This is a genomic window from Tomitella biformata AHU 1821 (assembly GCF_000524475.1).
In the GTDB taxonomy this organism is placed as follows: Bacteria; Actinomycetota; Actinomycetes; order Mycobacteriales; family Mycobacteriaceae; genus Tomitella; species Tomitella biformata.
The window spans coordinates 111,084-130,927 of sequence record NZ_BAVQ01000071.1 but is presented as its reverse complement, the minus strand read 5'-3'; the positions used below and the strand labels follow the sequence as shown (position 1 = coordinate 130,927).

The following is a 19,844-nucleotide window of genomic DNA, read 5'->3' as shown; positions in this document are numbered from 1 at the left end:
GGCTAGTCCTTCTTCGGCCGACGCAGGGCGACGGCCAGCGCCACGGCGAAGGCGACGACGGCCGCGCCGACGATCCACCAGACACTCGTGCTGGCGGAGTCGGAGTCGTCGGCGACCACCGACTTGCCCGGGGTGCCGCTGCCCTCCTGCGTGAGGGTGAACGTGCGGATGCCGTCGACCACATGCCCGTCGGCGGAGGTGACGCGGTACGCGATCTTGTACTCGCCGACCGGGCCCAGATCACCCACCTTGATGCCCACGGTGGAGCCGTCGACAAGCACGTCGCCAGTGGACCACAGGTTGTTGTCGGGCCCCACCACGGTGATGGTCGCGAAATTCGGCGAGATCGCCTCATTGAACGTCAACTGCACCTCATCGGGGCCCTGCGCGATCTCGGACTGATCCGCCGGATCAACGGAGGTCAGAGAGGCGTGCGCCGATGCGGAGCCGGCACCGAGCACTAGCGCGGCCCCGGTCAGCAGGCCGAGGGCCACAGCCTTGAAGCGCATCAGGGCCTCCTGCGGACGGTGTTGCCGATGGACAGCGCAAGCGCGATCGCACCGAGCACCAGGCCCGCGCCGCCGAGCCAGCGGGCGGTCGAGTCGGACTCGGCGGGGCTCTCAGCGGCAGTTGCGGTGGATTCGGGTGTGGCGGTCACAGTGCCGTGCGCCTCGCCCGTGCTGGGGCTCAGCGAGAGCACCGGGGCCGGGTGCTCGGGCTCCGTGCCGTCGGCCCCGGCCTGCTGGTCCCAGTTCACTACGGTGCCGTCGGAGTAGGTCTGGCTGGTGGGGAACTCGACGGTGCCGGACTCGGGCAGCGGGCCGGCAGAGATCCGGAACTCGCTGAACTGGCCGGGCCCCACCTGCACGCCGGGATCGGCGGTCCAGGTGACCTCGGTGGCGAGGTTCGACGTCGGGTCCTTCGTGACCACGGACTGCCAGCCCGGTAGCGGCTCGGTGCGGGCGGAACGCAGCCCGGGCAACTGCACGGTCAGCCCGGTGGTGCCCGCAGTCTCGGACTCGGTGGGCACGCGGAACGTCAGGACGTCGTAGCCGCCCTGGGTGGCGCCGGGCGCGTTGACAGAGACGTGGGCGGAGGCGAAGCCGGTGCCGGCGACCATCACGGCGCCGACCAGCGATGCCGTGCACAGTGCGCGGGAAGTGAATGTCTTCATGGAGTTTTCTCTCATCTCGAATGGGTGTGGTGGGTGCTCACGCGGGCACCGGCGGGCCACGCCTGGAGATGGAGTGCAGAGCCACCACGCGGTCACGGGGACGGGCGGCGTCGCGGCGGGGGAGGACGCGCCGAAGCGCAGACAGGGGCTGCGGCGAAGTCGGCGCGACCGCCGCACGAATCACGGTGGTCAGCGGCCCGTAGAGGCGCTCGACCAGTTCGATCAGCACCGCGCCCCCTGCGGCGGCGGCCAGGTGGGCCAGGAGCATCGGCGCGGTGAGGGCGGCCGCGTGGTCCAGCGAATGCCCGGAGCTCGACGTTGCGAGGACGAGGTGCCCGATGGCCTGCCCGCTCAGCAGGGCCGCGAACAGCGGCAGCCGCCCGCGCCTGAGCCACGACGTCTCCGCCACCGCCGCGCCTACAACGGTCGCGGTGGCCAGCAGCAGCACGACGTCCGTCGCCGATGGCAACCCGCCGCCGCCAGAGCCGTGCGCGGCCACGGCCAGGGCAGCGGTCGATGCGCCCACAGCCATGCCGCGCACGCGAGAGACCGGCCCCTGGCTCATCTAGTGGGGCCGATCAGACGACGCCGAGGTATGCCAGGACATCGGCCTCGATACCGTCGAGCTCGCGGGCGATCGCGCTGTGGGCGCGGCGGCGGCGCTCCGCCGACATCGACTCCGCCGCGTCGGTGGCGGCCGCGAGCTCGGCCAAGCGTTGCTTCATGGTGGAGACGAACTTGGCGACCTCGGCGTCGCGAGGCTTCTCCAAGCTCAGCTTGGTGAGCGTGCGCTCGGCGCCGGCGATGCGCGCGCTGAGCTTCGCCCCGGACCCGCTGAACTGCCCGAGCTGATCGACTGGCACGCCGAGCTTTTGGGCCCGGCGCTGATCCAGCTGGGCACGCAGCAGCGTCGCGCCGCGGTAGGCGAGCGGCAGCACGACGGGCGCGACCACGCGGGCCACCCCGAGGTAGCGGCCGACCTTCTTGGCATTGAATTTTCCCGCCTCGATGGCGGCGCGCTGCTCCTGGGCAATCCGGAGCTCGTTCTTGTGCGTGGCGCGGTCCGACTTGAGGCCGGACTTGGTGGCCTTCTTATCGGTCCTGGCAGCAGCCTTATCGCGCTTGCGGACATTGCGCGCGCCTAGCTTCGCCTCGAGCCCAGCCTTGTGCTTGAGAGCGGCTGCTTCGGCCTTGCGCTGCGCGCGGCGTGAACCGCGCTTCTTCCTGAACAGACCCATACGATGGCCTTCCGTGTGTCGGCGCTCGATCGCGGGGATGCCGCTACCGGCGGGCATGCGTGGCTCTCACCTTATGGGAGGGCCTAGGCTGATGCTTCGTGACCACCCCCTCCGCTGCCCCGCCGACCCGTCCCGTCGTGCTGGGCGCAGCGGAGTTGACCCGCTGCCGACATCGCATCTTCAAGCAATCCACCGCGCCGGTCGACCTCCCGATGCCCGAATTGGCCACCGGGGTGAAGCAGCGCCAGGACGCGGCCCGCGAGCATCGCGCGCAGATCGGGGAGACGCTGCGCCGCCAGCACCCGGGCAGCTGGGTGGACGCGTCGCGGCCCGAGCGCGATGGCCCCCGACACCGCTCGCGCCGGGAGATCACCGAGGACGCCATGCTCGACGGCGTGGACCGGATCTGGCAGGCCGCCTTCGTCACGCAGGCGGACACGGGCCGACGTGGCCACGCCGAGCTGCTCATCCGAGACGCCGAGAACGGCGGGTACATCCCGGTGCTCGTGGTCAACCACAAGGTCACCGATCCCGGTAGTGGCGCCGTCACCTCCACCGTCGACAAGTGGGCCCCGGCCGTGGACGAGCGCCGCAAGGTCCGCAGCCAAGCCCGCGACCAGGTGCGCCTGGCCCACCTGACCCGGATGCTCGAGAACCTCGGCATGGCCACCCCTGCGCAGGTAGGCGGTACAATCGGCTACGATGCGGACTGCATGCTCACCTACGAGCTCGGCGGGGAGAACGGCATCCTCGCCAGCTACGACGGCCGCTGGGCTGATCGCCAAGGCGTGGCCCAGGGTCTCATCGAGACCGTGCCGGCCCGCATCTCCGAGTGCTCCACCTGCCCGTGGTGGGCGGACCTCGGCCCGGTCCGCGGCTGCTCCGAGGTGTTGCGCGAGATGCGGGACGTCAGCCTCGTGGTCCGCGGCGAGCAGGCGGTGCGGCTGCGCGAGATGGGCATCGGCACCATCGACCAGCTTGCCGCGTGGGACGGGCCCGAGCCCGAGGAGTGGCGGGGCAACGGCTTCGCCGACGCCATCATCGGGGCCCAGGCCTGGCTGGCGGACGTGCTGCTGGTGCGCCGCCACGACGAGGTCGCCGTGCCGCGGGCGGACGTCGAGGTGGACGTCGACATGGAGAGCTACCAGGAGTTCGGCGCGTACCTGTGGGGCACCTTCACCACGTCCGACGGCGTCGACGCGGGTTATCGGCCGTTCGTCACCTGGGACCCGCTGCCCACCGAGGACGAGGCGCGCTCGTTCGCCGAGTTCTGGACCTGGCTCATGCGCATGCTCGAGGACACCGTCGGGCGCGGAAGGACCTTCGCCGCCTACTGCTACTCGCAGAACGCGGAGAACAAGTGGCTGCTGGGCTCAGCACGGCGCTTCGAGGGCCGGCCCGGGATCCCGCCCCTGCGCGAGGTTCAGGACTTCATCGAGTCCGAGCACTGGGTGGACGTCTTCCAGTATGTCGGCGAGCACTTCGTCAGCCCCCATGGCAAAGGCCTGAAGGTCCTGGCCCGCTATGCCGGATTCGACTGGCGCGACGCGGAGGCCAGCGGCGAGGCGTCCATGACCTGGTACCGCGCGGCCGTGGGCTACGACGGGCCCGTCGACGACACGCAGCGCGCCCGGTTGCTGGAATACAACGAGGACGATGTGCGGGCCACCAAGATCCTCCGCGAGTGGATGAGCGAGGTCGCCACCGGCGCCGTGCTCTCGGTCGCGGACCTGCGCGAGAGGCAGTTCGGCCCCGGCTCCGTGTGAGGGCCAGGAGTGTGCGGGCCAGGATGCTGTGTCAGCCGCGCCGCTGGACGAGCCCACGGATATAAGCGGCCTGGCCGAGATGCTGATTGCAGTCGCCGATGACGCTGACCAGGCGAACCGCGGCGGTCACCGGCGGATCCCAGGAGTCGTCGACGACGCGGGCCAGTTCCTCATCATCGACCCGCGCCAGATAGCGCATCGTCGCGTCGTGCACATCCGCGTGATAGCCGTCCAACTGCTCGCCGCTCACGCGGACCAGGCCCACCTCATGGCTGGACTGCCCGTAGCCGGTGGCGAACACGTCGAAGGGCAACCCGAACCGCCGATGCCAGCCCTCCTCCGACCACACCTGGCGGATGCCGGCGGCACCGGCCAGGTGATCGTCCTGGATGCGGGACAGGTGCCAGAGGAGCCAGGCGATGCTGTTCGCATCCGCGTCCGGCCGGTACTCGGCGACATCGAGCGTCAGGCCCGTCGTCAGATCCACCACCTGCTTCCGGATCCGATTGAATGAATCAACCAATAGTGCCTGGACCTGGGAGTTGATGCGGATTTCACTCATGCCTCGACGCTACTCCGCTAACGGTCGTCCCACGCGCCGATGACAGGATGGACCACGCGGGGGAGCGGGCCGATCAGTTTGTCGCCGTTGTCGATGGTGGTCAGGAACTCCGCCGGGCTGTACGCCTCGTCCTCCTGGCCGCCGCCGCGGCCGCCACCGCCCATCATGCCGCCGCCCATGCCACGGCGCCCGGCCATCGTGTTGTTCGTGCCGCCTTCCCCGGCGGCGCCCATACCGGCGCCGCGGGGCAGTCCGCCTTTGCCCGGCGCCGCTGGACTGCCGCCGAGGGATCCGAGCGCGGGACTACCCGAGGACCTGCCACCGATGCCGCCGCCCCCGCTGATCCCACGCCCGCCCGACGACCCAGCAGCAGATCGGCCGGTGGACCCGCCGGTAGACCCGCCGCCCATCGGGCCGGCCATCGGGACCGCGCCGGCCCCTGTGCCGCCAGGCCCGCCGACGGCCCCGCCGCGGCCGGACTGGCCGCTAGCGCCCGCAGTCTGTGCGCCGTCGGTGCTGGGCGAGAGTCCGGCCTGACTGATCGCGGCATCATTCGCGGACCGTCCGTCCACGGGGCCGCCGCCTGCCGGATCGGTGCCGCCGTCGGCATCTGGGTTGGCGGGATCGGCAAGTTGGTCACCGTCTGCGCCGCCAGTGGCGGCACCGTCCGACGTCCCGGCGTCGGAGCCTGTCGCCAGGCCCTGCGGGGAGCCCGCGTCAGTCCCGGAGGGGTACCCGCCGCCCCCGGCCGCGGATCCTGGTCCGCCGCCAGCACCTCTGCTTGGCTCGAAGGTGATCGGACCCGGCAATGTCGGCAGGCCTTTGCCGGCGTCGAGGACGGCTGGGGAGTACTTCGTCTCCATCAGGGCGATCGCTTGGGGATTTGGCTTTGAGAAGTCACGGTCGAAAATGGTCTTGCGGAACACCCCGCTATCGAGTGACGATAGGAAAGCGAAGGTGCCCTGCACTTCGGTCAGTGTGATGCCAAATCCGTCGAGCTTTCCGGATGGGGTCGAAGTTAGAGTCGAGAACTTATCGGAGTTGTCGATGAAGGACTTGCTTTTATCGCGAACTTTGTCCGGAAGCTGCCCTTCAAATTCGCTGTTATCGGCTGAATTAATGTCAGCGTGCAAGGCCTCAGTGGCAGTGCAAATGGATTTGCTGAATTGCTGCCATGCGATAGAGAATTCGCTGGCCATGGCGGGGGTGAAGGACGTGACGCGAGCCTTCATCTCTGTGTCCGCCATTGCCTCGAAGTTTTCCACATCGGTCACGATAAAGCCGTTATGGGGGAGCCCGGAAATGGTGGGTGCTACGCCTAATGCGTCTGGGAGGGGATCTATTTCTCCCCAGTTTCCCAAGGGCGTGAGGAGGGACTGGCTGTCGATTGGTCCGCTCATGTCAATTCTCCAAGGCTTTAACTGTCGAAAAGTATTTGGGGAGGGCAGCTCGGCGCGCTGGGGGGCGATTCCTCGAGTGCGCGCAGGTCAGGAGCCTGCGGCAGTGGATTCGGATGGCCAACCATGACGGATATATGGCGGTCGCGGGGATCTGCCAGGTGGGCGCTTCCAGGTCGATGTCGTGCGCAAATGAATGGTCAGGCCCCGCCATAGCTTCCCCCCGGATGCGGCCGTCCCCCTGACGGCCCTGCTGCTTCGCTGTGACAGAGGGTACAGCAGCTTTGGCAGTTCCGGCGGTGCTATAGAAAATGCCCTGCCCCGGCCATCGCGGCCGGGGCAGGGCATTGATTTAATGTGAAACTAGCGGGCCGCGCGCGGGGGCCTCTCCGCGGTGGCGGCGACGCGGCCGCGCACGGGCGGGACCACGGCATTCACGGCCAGCTTGGCGCCGCGCGAGAGCAGGCGCTTGTCCTGCTTGCGTGAACGCGGCAGGTTGTTGGCCAGGAAGTACTCGGCGCTGTCGTCCAGGATGCTGAGCCAGTCCTCGTGCAGCGGCGGGGCGATGGAGCCGGTCAGCGTAGAGCGGTAGCTGCGGTTGCGGTAGCCCATGATGTCGTCGCGCTTGTCGATCAGCCATTCCTTGAACAGCTCGCCCTGCGCCTCCACGTGGAACTCGGGGTAGTCCGTCGCGTCGACGAGGTCGCGGATGTACGCGGCCTGGAACTCGATCTCATCGTCGGTGCTGGCCAGTGCGATCTCGCGCTCGGACCAGTGGTTGATGTCGGCGGCCTGCGCGTCCGCGTCGGGCAGAGTGATGGCGCCCATGATGACGTCACGGGCGTACCAGGCCTGCGCGTCGAACATGTTGAACGTGAAGTACTGGTCTTGCATCCCCAGGAACATGAGCTTGGGGTTGTGCTCGGAGACGATGCCCTTGTACATCCCGCGCGGGTACAGGCGGTTGCTGGTGCGCAGCCGGAGCTCGTCCGGCAGGAACGGGAAGTAGTGCTTATAGCCGGTGCACAGCACGATCGCGTCGACGTCCTCGCTGGTGCCGTCGGCGAAGTGCGCGGTATTGCCCTCGAGGCGCTGCAGCAGCGGGACCTCGTTGAAGCGGTCCGGCCAGGTGTAGCCGGTGGGCCCGGAGCGGTAGCTGATCAGCACGCGGGCGGCACCGTACTTATAGCACTGGCTGCCGATGTCCTCGGCGGAGTACGAGCTGCCGACGAGGAGGACGCGCTTGTCGGTGAACTCGCGGGCGTCGCGGAAGTCGTGGGCGTGCAGGACGCGGCCGGGGAAGTGGTCGATCCCCTTGAAGTGCGGCACGTTGGGGGTGGAGAAGTGGCCGGTGGCGACGATGACGTGGTCGAACTCGTCGGTCTCGACCCGGTCCGCGGTGTGGTTCATGACCGTGACGGTGAACTTCTCGGTCTGCTCCGAGTACTCGACCTGGTGGACAGCGTGGTTGAACTTGATGTGCTTGCGGGCGTGGCTCTTCTCGACGCGGCCCATGATGTAGTCCTGCAATACCGCGCGGGGCGGGTACGAGGGGATCGGCTGGCCGAAGTGCTCTTCGAAGGAGTAGTCCGCGAACTCGAGGCACTCCTTGGGGCCGTTCGACCACAGGTACCGGTACATGCTGCCGTGGACGGGCTCGCCGTTCTCATCGATACCGGTGCGCCAGGTGTAATTCCACATTCCACCGAGATCTGCCTGCTTCTCGTAGCAGACGATTTCCGGAATTGGCCCCAGTCCGGCTTGCCGAGCCGACTCGAAGGCTCGCAGCTGTGCGAGACCACTGGGACCTGCTCCTAAAATCGCGATCTTTGGCGTCAACGGGTATCTCCTTTTACAATTGGCAACTCCACATGTTTAGCATAAATACGAATGTTTCGCTCTTCGTGTATAATGGTGGGATTGCCTGATAAATAGTTTGGCCCGTCCTTTAATTAAAGGACGGGCCACACTGCTTGTTGGGGTTCTGGAGGCCGGGGCCCTCGCTATCTTGGGGCCATCCGTAGCGCGCCGTCCATCCGGATGGTCTCGCCGTTGAGGTAGTCATGCTCGATGATCATCCCCACGAGCTGCGCATACTCGTCGGGTCGGGCGAGGCGCCGCGGGAACGGCACCCCCGCCGAGAGGCTCTCCCGGAACTCGTCGGTGACACCTGCGAGCATGGGAGTGTCGACGATCCCGGGGGCGATCGTATTAACGCGGATCCCGAACTGGCCGAGGTCCCGCGCGGCGGGCACGGTCATGCCGTGCACCCCGCCTTTGGACGCGGAATAGGCAATCTGGCCGATCTGGCCCTCGAACGCGGCCACCGACGCGGTGTTGATGACCACGCCGCGCTGGCCGGACTCGTCGGAGGTGTCGGTCTTGGCGATCGCGTCGGCGGCCAAGCGCATCACGTTGAACGTGCCCAGCAGGTTGACGGTGATGACTGTGCGGAACAGCTCTAGATCATGGGGGCCGTGCTTGGAGAGGATGCGCCCGGCCCAGCCGACACCCGCGCAGTTGACGACGATCCGCAGCGGGGCGCCCGAGGCGACCACCTGGTCGACGGCCGATTGCACCTCCTCGGCGCTGGTCACATCGGCGGGGATGAGCGTGACGCCGGCGGGGCCCTGGCCGCCCGCCCGGTCGATCGAGGTCTGGAGGTCGATGCCAAAGACGGTGGCACCCTTGTCCGCGAGAAGCTTGGCGGTTGCGGCGCCGAGGCCGGACGCGCCTCCGGTGACGAGGGCGGCAGATCCTGCGATTTCCACGATGGCTCTCCTGTCGTAGCGGCCGCGTGAGAGGACTGAGGCGGCCAGGGTGTCTGGGCTCCGAGCGCAGTACTCCCAATTCTCTCAGGAATAGGGCCGCCACCGTGGGGATTTGGTTCAGTCGGAGGGGCGAGCCGGGGCTTGGGGTCCGGGGGCCGAGAGCCTGGTGTCGAACCGCGTGCTCGCGAGCCGTCGTTCAGCGAGGCCGATCAGGTTCAATACGTCCCGGGCCAGGTAGCCGGTGGTTCCTCGGTCGACGCTCCTCCTGGACAAAATTCCGGCGTCCGCCAACTCCTCAAGCGCAGCACGAGCCGGCGGGAAGGAGATTTTCAGCATCCGCTGAGCCGTGCTGGTCGTCATCACGGGGGCCTCGGGCAGGATCCGCAGGATCTTGGACACCGCGGACCCCGCTCGGGGCTCCTCCCTCAGTCCCTGGCTGATGCGGTGCATGCCGAGCCTCGTGTCCCACGAATCGTGCAACTCGGCGATGTCTGCGGCCAATTTCGCGGCTTGCTCCGCGGCGATGGCGGTGGCGTCGATGAAGGTGGCGAGCCAGGCGTTGACGCCGCGAGTCGAGGTGGTTGCGAGGGGGTCGCCGACGTAGCGGTACTCGGTGAGCCCGTCGACGTACCGCTCGCTGAGCGTCGACAGGACGAGGCTGACCGGCAGAATCGCGCCTGGGGCGAGGCCCCGGCGGGCTAACACGGTGTGGATGAGTGCGCGGCCGACCCGGCCGTTGCCATCGGTGAATGGATGAATGGTCTCGAACTGGGCATGCATAATGCCCGCCTGGAGCAGGGCCCCGTGCGTTGAGCCATTGAGGTAGGAGGCGAGATCGGCCACCAGTGGGGGGACGAGATCGGCGGGCGGTGGCACGAATTCGGCCTCCAGCGGATTCCAGTTGGAACCGCCGATCCAGTTCTGCACCTGCCGCAGCCCGTGGTGGCGTTCGTCCGGTAGTAGCGCCGCGTGCAACTCGACGATGTCCTCCGGAGTGACAGCGTCGGCATCCACGAGTTCTTGCGAGGCTCGGCGCAGGATGGTGATGTTGTTGGCCACCAGCCGTGCCTGGTCGCTGAACCCGAGGATGGTCTCGTCCTGAGAGAGTTCGGCCAATGCCACCTGCTGCGGTGAGGGCGCGATGCCCTCGATCATCGAACTGGCGATGGCCTCGGAACGCAGCAGGAAGCGGCTGATCGTCGCGAGTCCTGAGGCTCCGGGGCCGGAGCTGAGGTTGCGGATTGCGCGTTCGGCCTGTGCTGCCTGTTGCGAGAGGACCGGGGGGACGGTCAGCGGGCGGTCCACGATTGAGTCGGGGATGTAGGTGCGGTAGCGGCCGCCGCGGCGATGCTTGGCGACGAGTCCGGAGGACAGGTCGGGCTCCCAGTACGCCTCTAACAGTTCCGCCATGCTTAACCCTTAGTACTCGATGCGCTCATCAAGGTTTAGGGTATCAACCCTTAATGGCGAGGTGGTCTATTAAGGGTTGCGCGTCCTACTCGAACTCCGCGTGCATCTCCCAGATCAGCACCTCCGCGGGCTCTAGGGCGGTGAGCCGCTGGCCGCCGTCGGCGGTGAGCCGGACGGCGTCCCCCGCCTCGAGCGGCCCGGCGCCCTCCATTGTGGCCGTCCCGCGGGCGAGGAAGACATGGCCGAATGGCGCGTCGGGCACCGTGACCTTCTGGCCGGGTGCGAGGCGGGCCGCGTGCAGCGTCGCGAAGCGGTTCCGGATCCCGATGGCCGCGTCGGGCAGGTGCCGGCGCATGCCCGACGCGACGGGGACCAGCTCGCCGGTCGAGAGGGCGGCCGCGACATCGAGCTCCTGGTAGTTGGGCGTGATGCCAGCGGTATCGGGCGGGATCCACATCTGCACCACCTCGACGCGGTCGCCGGAATAGCTGGTGGAGCCGTTCTTCTCCGAGTGCAGGATGCCGGTGCCCGCGCTCATCCGCTGCGCCAGGCCGGGGTAGATGAGGCCGGAGTTGCCGGCGGAATCCTGGTGGAGGACGGAGCCTTCGAGCACCCAGGTGATGATCTCGACGTCGCGGTGCCGGTGGGTGTCGAAGCCCTCGCCGGGCCCGACGGTGTCCTGGTTGTGCACCATCAACAGCCCGTGCGCATGCGCGGCGAGGTCGAAGTTGCCGGTGACCGGGAAGGACTGTCGCGAGTCGAGCCAATCGACCCGCCAGCGGGACCGGTCCTCGGAGCGGATGACGTGCACGGTCATGGGATACCTCCTGCCCGGGCGGTTACAGGATCCAGACCAGGATGGGCGCGGCCACGAGGACGATCGCGACCAACGAGACGGCCGCGACGACGCGGGTGCGGGCTTGGGCGCGATCGCGTGCGGCCTGGTCCGCGGAGGTCTCCTCGGCGGGCTCTTCGCCGGCGGGCCATTCGATGTGCTCAGTCATGGTGGCCAGGATAGGCGAACGCCGCCCCGGCCAGAATGCTGGCGGGGACGGCGTCGGTGTTTCCTGGCTGCGTACTACGCGGGGAGGATGAGCCCGGCGGTCTGGGTGCGCGCGCGCTCGAAGCGTGCGGACGCGTCGGCCCAGTTGACGATGTTCCACCAGTTCTTGACGTAATCGCCCTTGACGTTCTTGTACTGCAGGTAGAAGGCGTGCTCCCACATGTCCAGCATCACGATGGGGATGATGCCGACGGAGATGCCGTTGCTCTGGTCTTCCATCTGCTCGATGATCAGCTGCTGGCCGATCTGGTCCCAGGCGAGAACGGCCCAGCCGGAGCCCTGGATGGTCATCGCGGTGCCGGTGAAGTGCGCCTGGAACTTGTCGAACGAGCCGAACGTGTCGGTGATCGCCGCGAGCAGCTCGCCCTCGGGCTTGTCGCCGCCGTCCGGGGACATGTTGTTCCAGAAGATGGAGTGGTTGGTGTGGCCACCCAGGTGGAACGAGAGGTTGCGCGAGAGCACGAGGGCCTTCGTGCCGATGGTGCCGTCCTCGCGGGCCTCGGCCATTGCGGCCAGGGCGGCGTTGGCACCGGCGACGTAGGCGGCATGGTGCTTGCTGTGGTGCAGCTCCATGATCTCCGCCGAGATGTGGGGTGCCAGCGCGTCGTACGCGTAGGGCAGTTCCGGAAGCGTGTAATCAGCCACGGTCATCCTTCCATTGTGAACGGCTCATCCAGACCGTGCGGTCTTGACCAAGCCGCCCTCATAAGCGATAGTTTGTCCGCTCACCACCTTTGTGTATTCCGATCATTTGTGCAATACGGTCAGACTGTGCCGAATTCCACCCGGCCGCTAGCAGCGGTGTTGGCGCAGGTCCGCGTGCTTTCGGCCGTCGGGCCTGGGGTTTTCGCAGAATATCGGCTCGTGCCCGGTGCGGGTAACGGGTAGGGTAAGGCGCTGATCTCCGCGCGGAGTGACGTGTGTGCGACGGAATCGACCCTGAAGAAATGGATTCCGCCTCGAAATGACAGCAACTCCGACGACACAGCCGTTCGCCTTGGTGGCGCACAAAGCTGACGGTCGTCGGGTGGAGCTGTTCGGAGCGAACTCCCTGCGTGCCATCGCCGCCATCGCTGTGATCTACACGCACATCGCCTTCTTTTTCAAAGACACCCTGGACATCAACTGGTGGTTGATGGACGTCGTCGAGGAGACCCTGGTCTACAGCGGTGGGCTGAACCTCTACCTGTCCTTCTTCGGCGTCGCGATCTTCATGATGCTCACCGGGCTGCTGCTCACGGGCTCTGCGATACGCCAACACAAGGGCAAATTCCTCGCGAATCGCATCGGCCGGCTGCTGCCCGGAGCCTGGGTCGCGACCGCCATTGCCGTGGTGCTGATCAAGGCCGGCTTCATGGGCACCTTCAGCGGCCAGACCGAGATCTCGAACGGGGAGGCGGCGCTGAGCTTCGTGCTTGGCGGCTTCTTCCTCAAGCCACAGCCGGTGGAGGTCCTCGGCGTCACATGGACCCTGCTGGTGCAAATCCTGTTCTTCCTGCTGGTCATGAGCATGCAGGGGCTGCTGCGACGCTGGCCGATCCTCATGCCGATCGCCGGCGCGCTGGTCAGCATGGGGATCCTCGCCTACAACCACTGGGTTCCATTCGAGTACGCGGTGCCGATGCTGAGCAAGCTCGCCGCGACCCTGCCCGCGCTGTTCATGGGCCAGATCATCTACCTGGCGGGGGTGCGCGCGTCGGGCTGGGTGTGGATCGTCGTCGCGACCGTGATGCAGGTGCTGACCGTGCAGATGGCCACCGAGTTGGGCGTCTACTGGGCGGGCACGCGGTACCTGTGGACGATGGTCGTTGTCACCGGGCTGGTGATGGTGGTGGGCAAGTATCGGGGCCGGCTCAACGATTGGGGCCCGGTGCACTGGCTCTCCAGCCGCAGCTTCGGCATCTACCTTCTGCACACGTTGATGCTGTACTCCATCTTCAACTTCACCGAGCCGTACCTGGGCACGACGGGTGCGGTGCTCGCCTTCCTGCTCGTGCTGTTCGTCTTGGTGGAGGCGTTCTACCGCTGGATCGAGCAGCCCGCCGGCCGGTGGATCGGGCGCAGGACCAAGAATATCGGGGAGAAGAAGGCCGCCGAGGCGAAGACGGCGGCTACGCCGACCCTTTGACGAAGGAGCCCGCCATGTCCACAGGATCCGCGCCAGTGACCGGGCTCAGTGCCTTTCCCCTCACCCCGCTAGTCGATGACAGCGTGGACGAGGCGGCGTTCGCGCGACTTATCGGCCGGCTCGCGGACGCGCGGGTGGACTCCATCACCGCGCTCGGCTCGACCGGTTCCTATGCCTACCTCAGTGCCGACGAGCGCTTCCGAGTTGCCCAACTGGCAGTCGAGCATGCCCGCGGCCTGCCCGTGTTCGTCGGCATCGGGGCGCTCCGGACCGCCCACGTGCTCGCCAACGCCGCTAACGCGGAGAAGGCGGGCGCATCGGGAGTCCTGCTGTCCGCGATGACCTACCAGCCGTTGACCGACAACGATGTCTTCGAGTTGTTTCGGGCTGTCACCGAGCACTCGTCGCTTCCCGTCATCGTCTACGACAACCCCGGCACCACCCACTTCGCGTTCACGGTGGACCTTTACGGGCGCATCGCGGAATTGCCCGGCATCACCTCGATCAAGATCCCCGGTGTGCCGGCCGATCCCGGACTGGCCCGTGCCAGAGTCAGCGAGATCCGCGCGGTGCTCCCCGAGCACGTCACCATCGGAGTCTCCGGAGACGCGGCGGCGGCCAACGGGCTGATTGCGGGTTGCGACGCCTGGTACTCGGTGCTCGGCGGAACCTTGCCGCAGCCCGCCCTGGACCTCACCCGCGCGGCGCTGGCCGGACGCGACGCGGCGGCGACAGCCGAGTCTGACCGACTGAGTCCGCTATGGGAGCTGTACACCGATTTTGGCGGCAGCATCAGAGTGATCGCGGCGATCGCCGAACACCTCGGTCTGGTGTCCGAGGGGTCGCTGCCGCTGCCGATCCAAGGCCTGGACCAGAGCCAGCGCGCGCGAGTTCAACGGGTCTGCGCCGACCTCCACTTCCGCGCGTAGCCCGCGGCCGGCGCGACCGCTCCGCAGAGCGGCGCCCGCCGCGTAGAGTCGGGGCATGTCGTGGTTGGAAGAGCTCTCATCGATGGTCAATCGTCCCGTGAATCTGGTGGACAAGTCCGCGGCGCTGCCGGGGCGGGAGGCCTCGATGCCCGTCCCTGAGACCCATCATGTGCTGGGCACGCCCATGCAGCCGCCGTTCCCCGAGGGCCTGGAGACCGCGGTGCTGGGCCTCGGCTGCTTCTGGGGCGTCGAGCGCGAGTACTGGGAGCAGGATGGCGTCTATGTGACGGCGTCGGGCTATGCGGGCGGGTACACGCCGAACCCCACCTACGAGGAGGTGTGTGGCGGGCAGACCGGGCACGCCGAGGTGGTGCAGGTGGTGTTCGACCCCGCCAAGATCAGCTACCGCGACCTGCTGCGGCACTTCTGGGAGAACCACGATCCGACGCAGGGCATGCGCCAGGGCAACGACCGCGGCACCCAGTACCGCTCGATGATCCTGACGATCGGCGAGGAGCAGGCGCGGCTCGCGGCGGAGAGCGCCGAGACGTTCGCGACGGCGCTCGCCGAGCAGGGCTACGGGGCGATCACCACGGAGATCGCGCCCCTGTCACCTGGTGGGTTCTACTACGCGGAGCCGGTGCACCAGCAGTACCTGGCAAAAAACCCCAACGGATACTGCCCCATCCACTCGACCGGCGTGAAATGTGGCTAGCCGTGAGCGGATAACGATCACCGGCTCGACCGACGCGCGGCTCGCGGGGATCATCGACTGGCCCGCCGATCCGCCGCGCGCGATTGCGCTGCTCGCGCACTGCTTCACCTGCAGCAAGGACACTATCGCCGCCGCCCGGATCGCCGGCGGCCTGGCCACGGCGGGCATCGCGGTGCTGCGCATCGATTTCACGGGGCTCGGGGAGTCCGAGGGCGAGTTCGCGGACACGACCTTCAGCTCCAACATCGAGGACCTGGTGCTGGCCGCGGACTATTTGCGGGAGCGGGGGCACGCGCCGTCGCTGCTGATCGGGCACTCCCTTGGGGGCGCGGCCGTGCTGGCGGCGGCCGAGTTCATCCCGGAACTCCGCGCCGTGGCGACCATCGCCGCGCCAGCCGAGCTCGCGCCGGTGCGGGAGCTGTTCGGGGCGCAGGCCGAGGTCATGGCCCGCGAGGGCGAGGCGGTCGTGACGCTGGCCGGGCGGCCGATCTTGGTGCGGCAGAGCTTCGTCGAGGACCTCGCCGAGCACTCGATCGCCGAGCGCGTGGCCGAGCTAGCCCGGCCCCTGCTCCTGCTGCACGCGCCGGAGGACAACCAGGTGGCCTTCGTCGACGCCGAGCGGCTGTATGCGGCCGCCCGCCAGCCGAAATCGCTGATCTCGCTCGACGGGGCTGACCACCTGCTGCTCCGCGACGGCGCAGCGACGCGGGTGGCGGACCTGATCGCGGCGTGGGCGGAGCCTTACCTGGACGCCGGAGCCGTCGAGTCGCTGGACCCGGGGCTGGTCGTCGTGGAGTCGAACGGCCGCGGCAAATTCGGCCACACCGCCCGCGCGGGCCAGCATTCCTGGCTGCTCGACGAGCCGGTGAACGTGCCCGGGGCGATCGACAGCGGCCCCAACCCCTACGACCTGCTGCTGGCCTCGCTCGGCGGCTGCACCGCGATGACCATGCGGATGTACGCCGATCGCAAGGGCCTGAGGCTCGAGGACGTGTCGGTATCGCTGCGGCACAAGCGGATCCACGCACGGGACTGCGAGGACTGCGAGAGCGTCGACGGCCACATCACCCGCATCGACCGCGAGATCACCATGACCGGAGATCTGACGGCGGACGAGCGCGCGGCGCTGCTGCGGATCGCGGACAAGTGCCCGGTGCACCGCACCCTCGAGGCGGAGATCACGATCCATACCGCCGAGAGCTAGCCACTCGCCGGAACTTACGCACACGCACGCAGAAAAAACGTGCGCGATGTCTGCGTGAGCGCGCGTACGTTTCTGTGGGCACGGGTGTTGAGTCAGCCCAGCACCGTCGAAGCGCATAGGGCCGGGTTGTCCGAGAACGGCAGGTGCCCGCAGCCGGGGAGCGGGACGTGGCGGGCGCCTGGCAGCAGCTTGCGGGCAGCGGCGCTCTGGCGGCGGGCGGGCAGGATCGCGTCGCGGCTGCCCCACGCGATGGTGACCGGGATCCGGGCGAGGCCGTCGGCGGGGCGGGGGGCGGCGCGGAGATCGTAGGCGTTGAACCCGGCGCGTGCCTGAGGGAAGGCGGTGGCCCGGATCAGCCCGTCGACGGCGAGCAGGGCGTCCTCCGGCTCAATGAGCCACGGCTTGCCGAAGAACAGGGAGAACAGCGCGATGCGGCCCACGCGGGTGCGGCTGGCCAGGTCCACGAGGGGGCGGGCGACGGTGGAGATCGCGCGCATCGCGGTGATGACGCCTTGGGCCCAGCGGCGCTCGAGGGGAGTCCAGAAGCCGACGGGCGAGAACGCTGTGACCTGCCCGGCGACGCCCCGACGGCCGAGCTCCAGGGCGATGCCGCCGCCCATGGAATTGCCGACGACGTGGGGACGCTCGAGGCCCAATTCCGTGATCAGCTGCGCCACCCGCGTCGCATAACCGTCGACGGTGAGGTCGAGGCCGGGCTCGGCGGGGGAGAGGCCGAAGCCGGGTAGGTCGACGGCGACGACGTCGTGGGCGCCAGCGAGGCGGTCGAGGATCGGCTCGAACACCTGCCAGCGGCTGCCGATGCCGTGGAGCAGCACGATGGCCGGCGCGCCGGCGGGTCCCCTGCGATTGATCTCCATTCCCGAACCGTACAAGCCGAACCCCTGACAGCGCGGGAAGCGCTGGAGTTGCGCCAAGTTTTCGGCCAACTATTGACATCAGCTGATGTCAGAAATACGGTTGCATGAAATCTTCGTGAAGCGATGAGGAGTCGGCAGATGGTTGAGACAGTCAGGTGTCACCGCGTGGCGATCATCGGTGCGGGCTTCGGCGGCTTGGGCACCGCGATCCAGCTCAAGCGCGCCGGGATCGATGATTTCGTGGTGCTGGAGCGCGCCACCGAGGTCGGCGGCACCTGGCAGGCCAACACCTATCCGGGCGCGCAGTGCGACATCCCCGCGGTGCTCTACTCGTTCTCCTTCGCCCCCAACTCGGAGTGGTCGCGGCTCTACCCGCTGCAGGGCGAGCTGCAAAAGTACCTCGCGGACTGCGCCGACGCGTTCGGCGTCACGGAGAACCTGCGCCTGGGCGTCGAGGTTCTCGACGCGAGCTGGCAGGAGGCCGAGCAGCTGTGGCGCGTCACCACCTCCGACGGCGTGTACGACGCGCAGCTCCTCGTGGGCGCCATCGGCCCGTTCAGCGCGCCGTCGGTGCCTCGGCTGCCGGGCCTGGATAGTTTCACCGGCGAGGTCTTCCACACCGCCGACTGGAACCACGACTACGACTTGGCCGGCAAGCGCGTCGCCGTCATCGGGACCGGCGCGTCCGCGGTGCAGATCGTCCCGCAGATCCAGCCCACCGTGGCGCACCTGACCGTCTTCCAGCGCACGGCCACCTGGATCCTCCCGCACCCCGACCAGCCGCTGACCGGCCTGCCCGGCAAGGTCTTCACCGCCGTCCCCGGCCTGCAGTGGCTGGCCAGGCAGGGCGTGGACCTGGTGCAAGAGCTCATGGTCTCCGGCATGGTCTACCGGCCCGCGCTGCTCAAGGGCCTCGAGGCGCTCGGCCGCGGCCATCTGTTCCGGCAGGTGCGCGATGGCACTATGCGCGCGCAACTGACCCCCGGCTACACCTTCGGCTGCAAGCGGCCCACGTTCTCCAATCGCTACTACCCGGCGCTGGCCCAGCCCAACGTGGACCTGGTCACCGAGGGGATCGACCGGATCTGCCCCGAGGGCGTCCGCACCGCCGACGGCACGCTGCACACGCTCGACGCGATCGTGATGAGCACCGGCTTCAACCTCACCGACCACCCGGGCTTCGGGCTCATCCACGGCCGCGACGGGCGCTCGATGGCGCAGGTGTGGCAGGGCGACGCGAAGGCGTACCTCGGCATCACCGTCGCCGGCTTCCCCAACCACTTCCAGCTGCTGGGGCCGAACTCGTCGAGTTACACCTCGGCCGTGGTGACGCTCGAGGCGCAGATTGACTACATCGTCAGCTGCCTCAAGGAGATGGACAAGCTGGGCCTGGCCAGCGTCGACGTGCGCCCGGAGGTCCAAGACGCGTTCGTGGCGGAGGTGGACCGGGGCCTGCAGGGCTCCGTCTGGAACTCCGGCGGCTGCAGCAGCTACTACCTCAACGACGCGGGCCGGAACTTCACGTTCTACCCCGGATTCACATTCGCCTACCGCAACCGCACGCACAAGTTCGATGCGCGCGACTACCTGACCGAGACACTCGATTCGGCTGTGAGGACATCATCATGCTGAAACAACTTAACCCCCTCCCACGCATCAAGGCCATCGGCCGCAACCCGCGGATCGACCCCAAGGGATCCCGACGCCACCCTGACCACCGCTACACCGACCAGGAGCACGCGATCCACGCGCGCGATGTGCACTTCGACTGGAGCAACGTCCCGCTGCACTACATCCCGGGCGAGCCGATGGCGACGCACGTCATCGACTTTATGCACCTGGTGCTCCCCGAGGGCGAGCGCGCGATGTCGAACACCCTCGCCGAGGCGCTGTCGCTGATCGAGGACAAGCGCCTGCACGAGGAGGTCGTCGGCTTCGTCGGCCAAGAGGCCACGCACGCGTCGTCCCACCGGGGCGCCCGCGAGCGGCTCGCCGAACTGGGCCTGGACGTCGAGCCCATGGCCCAGAAGCTCGAGTGGGCCGTGGACAACATCCTCACCGACCGCGGGCTCACCGGCCGCGCGCGGCACGAGTGGCTGTGCGAGCGGCTGGGACTGTTCGCCGCGCTCGAGCACTTCACCGCCGTCATCGGCGAGTGGCTGCTGGAGTCGGAGACTCTCGAGGCCGCCGGCATGGACCCGATGATGCTGGACCTGGTGCGCTGGCATGGGGCCGAGGAGGTGGAGCACCGCAACGTCGCGTTCGACGCGTACATGTACGTCGACGGCAGCTATGCCCGCCGCGTCCGCACCGCGTTCATCGCGACCGCCGCGCTGCTCGGCATCTTCTTCGCCTCCGAGTCCTACCTGTTCCGCAACGACCCGTCCGAGGACAAGGGCCGGTTCTGGCCGCTGCAGCTGGCCTCCACGATCAACCGCGGCCTCGCGCCGAGCCTGTGGTTCTGGGTCCGCGAGATCCCGCGCTACCTGGACCCGCGCTTCCACCCGTCGCAGCTGGGCGATATCGACAAGGCCGTGCGCTACCTGGCGCAGTCCCCGGCGGTGAACGGCGAGAACGTTCCCGCTGCGGAGAAGGCCGAGGCATAACGA

Annotated in this window: 20 protein-coding genes; 7 read left to right on the top strand and 13 right to left on the bottom strand. The window is 68.0% G+C overall.

Going from position 1 to position 19,844, the window contains the following annotated elements:
- Positions 1-2 precede the first annotated feature (2 nt).
- Genes TBIF_RS17190 through TBIF_RS17175 form a run of 4 tightly spaced genes read right to left on the bottom strand, consistent with a single transcriptional unit; the run spans position 3 to position 2,412 of the window.
- Positions 3-509: a copper resistance CopC family protein gene (locus TBIF_RS17190; protein ID WP_038171689.1), complete on the bottom strand. Its 507-nt coding sequence runs from the start codon at positions 507-509 to the stop codon at positions 3-5.
- Entirely contained in the window at positions 509-1,174 is a 666-nt protein-coding gene (locus tag TBIF_RS17185; RefSeq protein ID WP_024795988.1) for a YcnI family copper-binding membrane protein, read from the bottom strand. The genes TBIF_RS17190 and TBIF_RS17185 overlap by 1 nt, the downstream gene beginning before the upstream one ends.
- A gap of 37 nt (positions 1,175-1,211) precedes the next feature.
- Entirely contained in the window at positions 1,212-1,706 is a 495-nt protein-coding gene (locus TBIF_RS17180; RefSeq protein WP_235174836.1) for a hypothetical protein, read from the bottom strand.
- A 46-nt stretch (positions 1,707-1,752) separates the two neighbouring features.
- Positions 1,753-2,412 carry a DUF6474 family protein gene (locus TBIF_RS17175; RefSeq protein WP_024795986.1) on the bottom strand — a complete coding sequence of 220 codons (660 nt, stop codon included), beginning with the start codon at positions 2,410-2,412 and terminating at the stop codon, positions 1,753-1,755.
- Between the two features lie 98 nt (positions 2,413-2,510).
- Here TBIF_RS17175 and TBIF_RS17170 point away from each other — a divergent pair, with 98 nt between their 5' ends.
- The gene (locus TBIF_RS17170; protein ID WP_051461607.1) at positions 2,511-4,178 is read left to right on the top strand and encodes a TM0106 family RecB-like putative nuclease; all 1,668 of its coding nucleotides are present in this window, start codon (positions 2,511-2,513) and stop codon (positions 4,176-4,178) included.
- Positions 4,179-4,209: 31 nt separating this feature from the next.
- Here TBIF_RS17170 and TBIF_RS17165 read toward each other — a convergent pair whose 3' ends face one another.
- The 8 genes from TBIF_RS17165 to TBIF_RS17130 all read right to left on the bottom strand — a co-directional run bounded on the left by TBIF_RS17165 (position 4,210) and on the right by TBIF_RS17130 (position 12,026).
- Positions 4,210-4,740: a mycothiol transferase gene (locus TBIF_RS17165; protein ID WP_148302309.1), complete on the bottom strand. Its 531-nt coding sequence runs from the start codon at positions 4,738-4,740 to the stop codon at positions 4,210-4,212.
- A gap of 17 nt (positions 4,741-4,757) precedes the next feature.
- Complete coding sequence (locus tag TBIF_RS24600) at positions 4,758-5,708, bottom strand: hypothetical protein (protein WP_148302308.1); 951 nt, start codon at positions 5,706-5,708, stop codon at positions 4,758-4,760.
- Positions 5,709-6,500: 792 nt separating this feature from the next.
- Entirely contained in the window at positions 6,501-7,976 is a 1,476-nt protein-coding gene (locus TBIF_RS17155) for a trimethylamine monooxygenase (protein WP_024795982.1), read from the bottom strand.
- Positions 7,977-8,140: 164 nt separating this feature from the next.
- On the bottom strand, positions 8,141-8,908 hold the full coding sequence (locus TBIF_RS17150) for an SDR family NAD(P)-dependent oxidoreductase (RefSeq protein ID WP_024795981.1): 768 nt from the start codon (positions 8,906-8,908) through the stop codon (positions 8,141-8,143).
- A 117-nt stretch (positions 8,909-9,025) separates the two neighbouring features.
- Entirely contained in the window at positions 9,026-10,318 is a 1,293-nt protein-coding gene (locus TBIF_RS17145; RefSeq protein ID WP_024795980.1) for a Fic family protein, read from the bottom strand.
- Between the two features lie 85 nt (positions 10,319-10,403).
- A complete protein-coding gene (locus tag TBIF_RS17140) occupies positions 10,404-11,135 on the bottom strand; it encodes a pirin family protein (RefSeq protein WP_024795979.1) in 732 nt (243 codons plus the stop codon).
- A gap of 22 nt (positions 11,136-11,157) precedes the next feature.
- Positions 11,158-11,322 (bottom strand): hypothetical protein, encoded by a 165-nt coding sequence (locus TBIF_RS25785; protein WP_158506367.1) that lies wholly within the window; start codon positions 11,320-11,322, stop codon positions 11,158-11,160.
- Between the two features lie 74 nt (positions 11,323-11,396).
- Positions 11,397-12,026, bottom strand: coding sequence for a superoxide dismutase (locus TBIF_RS17130; protein ID WP_024795978.1), 630 nt, complete (start codon positions 12,024-12,026; stop codon positions 11,397-11,399).
- 319 nt (positions 12,027-12,345) lie between these two features.
- On the opposite strand from TBIF_RS17130, the gene TBIF_RS17125 reads away from it, so the two are divergent.
- From TBIF_RS17125 to TBIF_RS17110, 4 genes are read left to right on the top strand one after another with little or no spacing between them, the layout of a single operon-like run.
- Positions 12,346-13,509 (top strand): acyltransferase family protein, encoded by a 1,164-nt coding sequence (locus tag TBIF_RS17125; RefSeq protein ID WP_084611762.1) that lies wholly within the window; start codon positions 12,346-12,348, stop codon positions 13,507-13,509.
- Between the two features lie 14 nt (positions 13,510-13,523).
- On the top strand, positions 13,524-14,438 hold the full coding sequence (locus TBIF_RS17120) for a dihydrodipicolinate synthase family protein (RefSeq protein ID WP_038171687.1): 915 nt from the start codon (positions 13,524-13,526) through the stop codon (positions 14,436-14,438).
- Between the two features lie 55 nt (positions 14,439-14,493).
- On the top strand, positions 14,494-15,153 hold the full coding sequence (gene msrA, locus TBIF_RS17115) for a peptide-methionine (S)-S-oxide reductase MsrA (RefSeq protein WP_024795975.1): 660 nt from the start codon (positions 14,494-14,496) through the stop codon (positions 15,151-15,153).
- Positions 15,146-16,357, top strand: coding sequence for a bifunctional alpha/beta hydrolase/OsmC family protein (locus TBIF_RS17110; RefSeq protein ID WP_024795974.1), 1,212 nt, complete (start codon positions 15,146-15,148; stop codon positions 16,355-16,357). The genes msrA and TBIF_RS17110 overlap by 8 nt, the downstream gene beginning before the upstream one ends.
- Positions 16,358-16,449: 92 nt before the next feature.
- On the opposite strand, the gene TBIF_RS17105 is transcribed toward TBIF_RS17110, so the two are convergent.
- Positions 16,450-17,235: an alpha/beta fold hydrolase gene (locus tag TBIF_RS17105; RefSeq protein ID WP_024795973.1), complete on the bottom strand. Its 786-nt coding sequence runs from the start codon at positions 17,233-17,235 to the stop codon at positions 16,450-16,452.
- Between the two features lie 138 nt (positions 17,236-17,373).
- Here TBIF_RS17105 and TBIF_RS17100 point away from each other — a divergent pair, with 138 nt between their 5' ends.
- Both TBIF_RS17100 and TBIF_RS17095 read left to right on the top strand, forming a co-directional pair.
- Positions 17,374-18,867, top strand: coding sequence for a flavin-containing monooxygenase (locus TBIF_RS17100; RefSeq protein WP_038171685.1), 1,494 nt, complete (start codon positions 17,374-17,376; stop codon positions 18,865-18,867).
- Positions 18,861-19,841 carry a metal-dependent hydrolase gene (locus TBIF_RS17095; protein ID WP_024795971.1) on the top strand — a complete coding sequence of 327 codons (981 nt, stop codon included), beginning with the start codon at positions 18,861-18,863 and terminating at the stop codon, positions 19,839-19,841. Before TBIF_RS17100 ends, TBIF_RS17095 begins: the two co-directional genes overlap by 7 nt.
- Positions 19,842-19,844 lie beyond the last annotated feature (3 nt).

Excerpts from the sequence above, each read along its gene's own strand:
- TBIF_RS17190 (WP_038171689.1), bottom strand. The coding sequence starts at position 509 with ATGCGCTTCAAGGCTGTGGCCCTCGGCCTGCTGACCGGGGCCGCGCTA.
- TBIF_RS17185 (WP_024795988.1), bottom strand. The coding sequence starts at position 1,174 with ATGAAGACATTCACTTCCCGCGCACTGTGCACGGCATCGCTGGTCGGC.
- TBIF_RS17180 (WP_235174836.1), bottom strand. The coding sequence starts at position 1,706 with ATGGCTGTGGGCGCATCGACCGCTGCCCTGGCCGTGGCCGCGCACGGC.
- TBIF_RS17175 (WP_024795986.1), bottom strand. The coding sequence starts at position 2,412 with ATGGGTCTGTTCAGGAAGAAGCGCGGTTCACGCCGCGCGCAGCGCAAG.
- TBIF_RS17165 (WP_148302309.1), bottom strand. The coding sequence starts at position 4,740 with ATGAGTGAAATCCGCATCAACTCCCAGGTCCAGGCACTATTGGTTGAT.
- TBIF_RS17145 (WP_024795980.1), bottom strand. The coding sequence starts at position 10,318 with ATGGCGGAACTGTTAGAGGCGTACTGGGAGCCCGACCTGTCCTCCGGA.
- TBIF_RS17140 (WP_024795979.1), bottom strand. The coding sequence starts at position 11,135 with ATGACCGTGCACGTCATCCGCTCCGAGGACCGGTCCCGCTGGCGGGTC.
- TBIF_RS25785 (WP_158506367.1), bottom strand. The coding sequence starts at position 11,322 with ATGACTGAGCACATCGAATGGCCCGCCGGCGAAGAGCCCGCCGAGGAG.
- TBIF_RS17125 (WP_084611762.1), top strand. The coding sequence starts at position 12,346 with ATGACAGCAACTCCGACGACACAGCCGTTCGCCTTGGTGGCGCACAAA.
- TBIF_RS17120 (WP_038171687.1), top strand. The coding sequence starts at position 13,524 with ATGTCCACAGGATCCGCGCCAGTGACCGGGCTCAGTGCCTTTCCCCTC.
- msrA (WP_024795975.1), top strand. The coding sequence starts at position 14,494 with ATGTCGTGGTTGGAAGAGCTCTCATCGATGGTCAATCGTCCCGTGAAT.
- TBIF_RS17105 (WP_024795973.1), bottom strand. The coding sequence starts at position 17,235 with ATGGAGATCAATCGCAGGGGACCCGCCGGCGCGCCGGCCATCGTGCTG.
- TBIF_RS17100 (WP_038171685.1), top strand. The coding sequence starts at position 17,374 with ATGGTTGAGACAGTCAGGTGTCACCGCGTGGCGATCATCGGTGCGGGC.
- TBIF_RS17095 (WP_024795971.1), top strand. The coding sequence starts at position 18,861 with ATGCTGAAACAACTTAACCCCCTCCCACGCATCAAGGCCATCGGCCGC.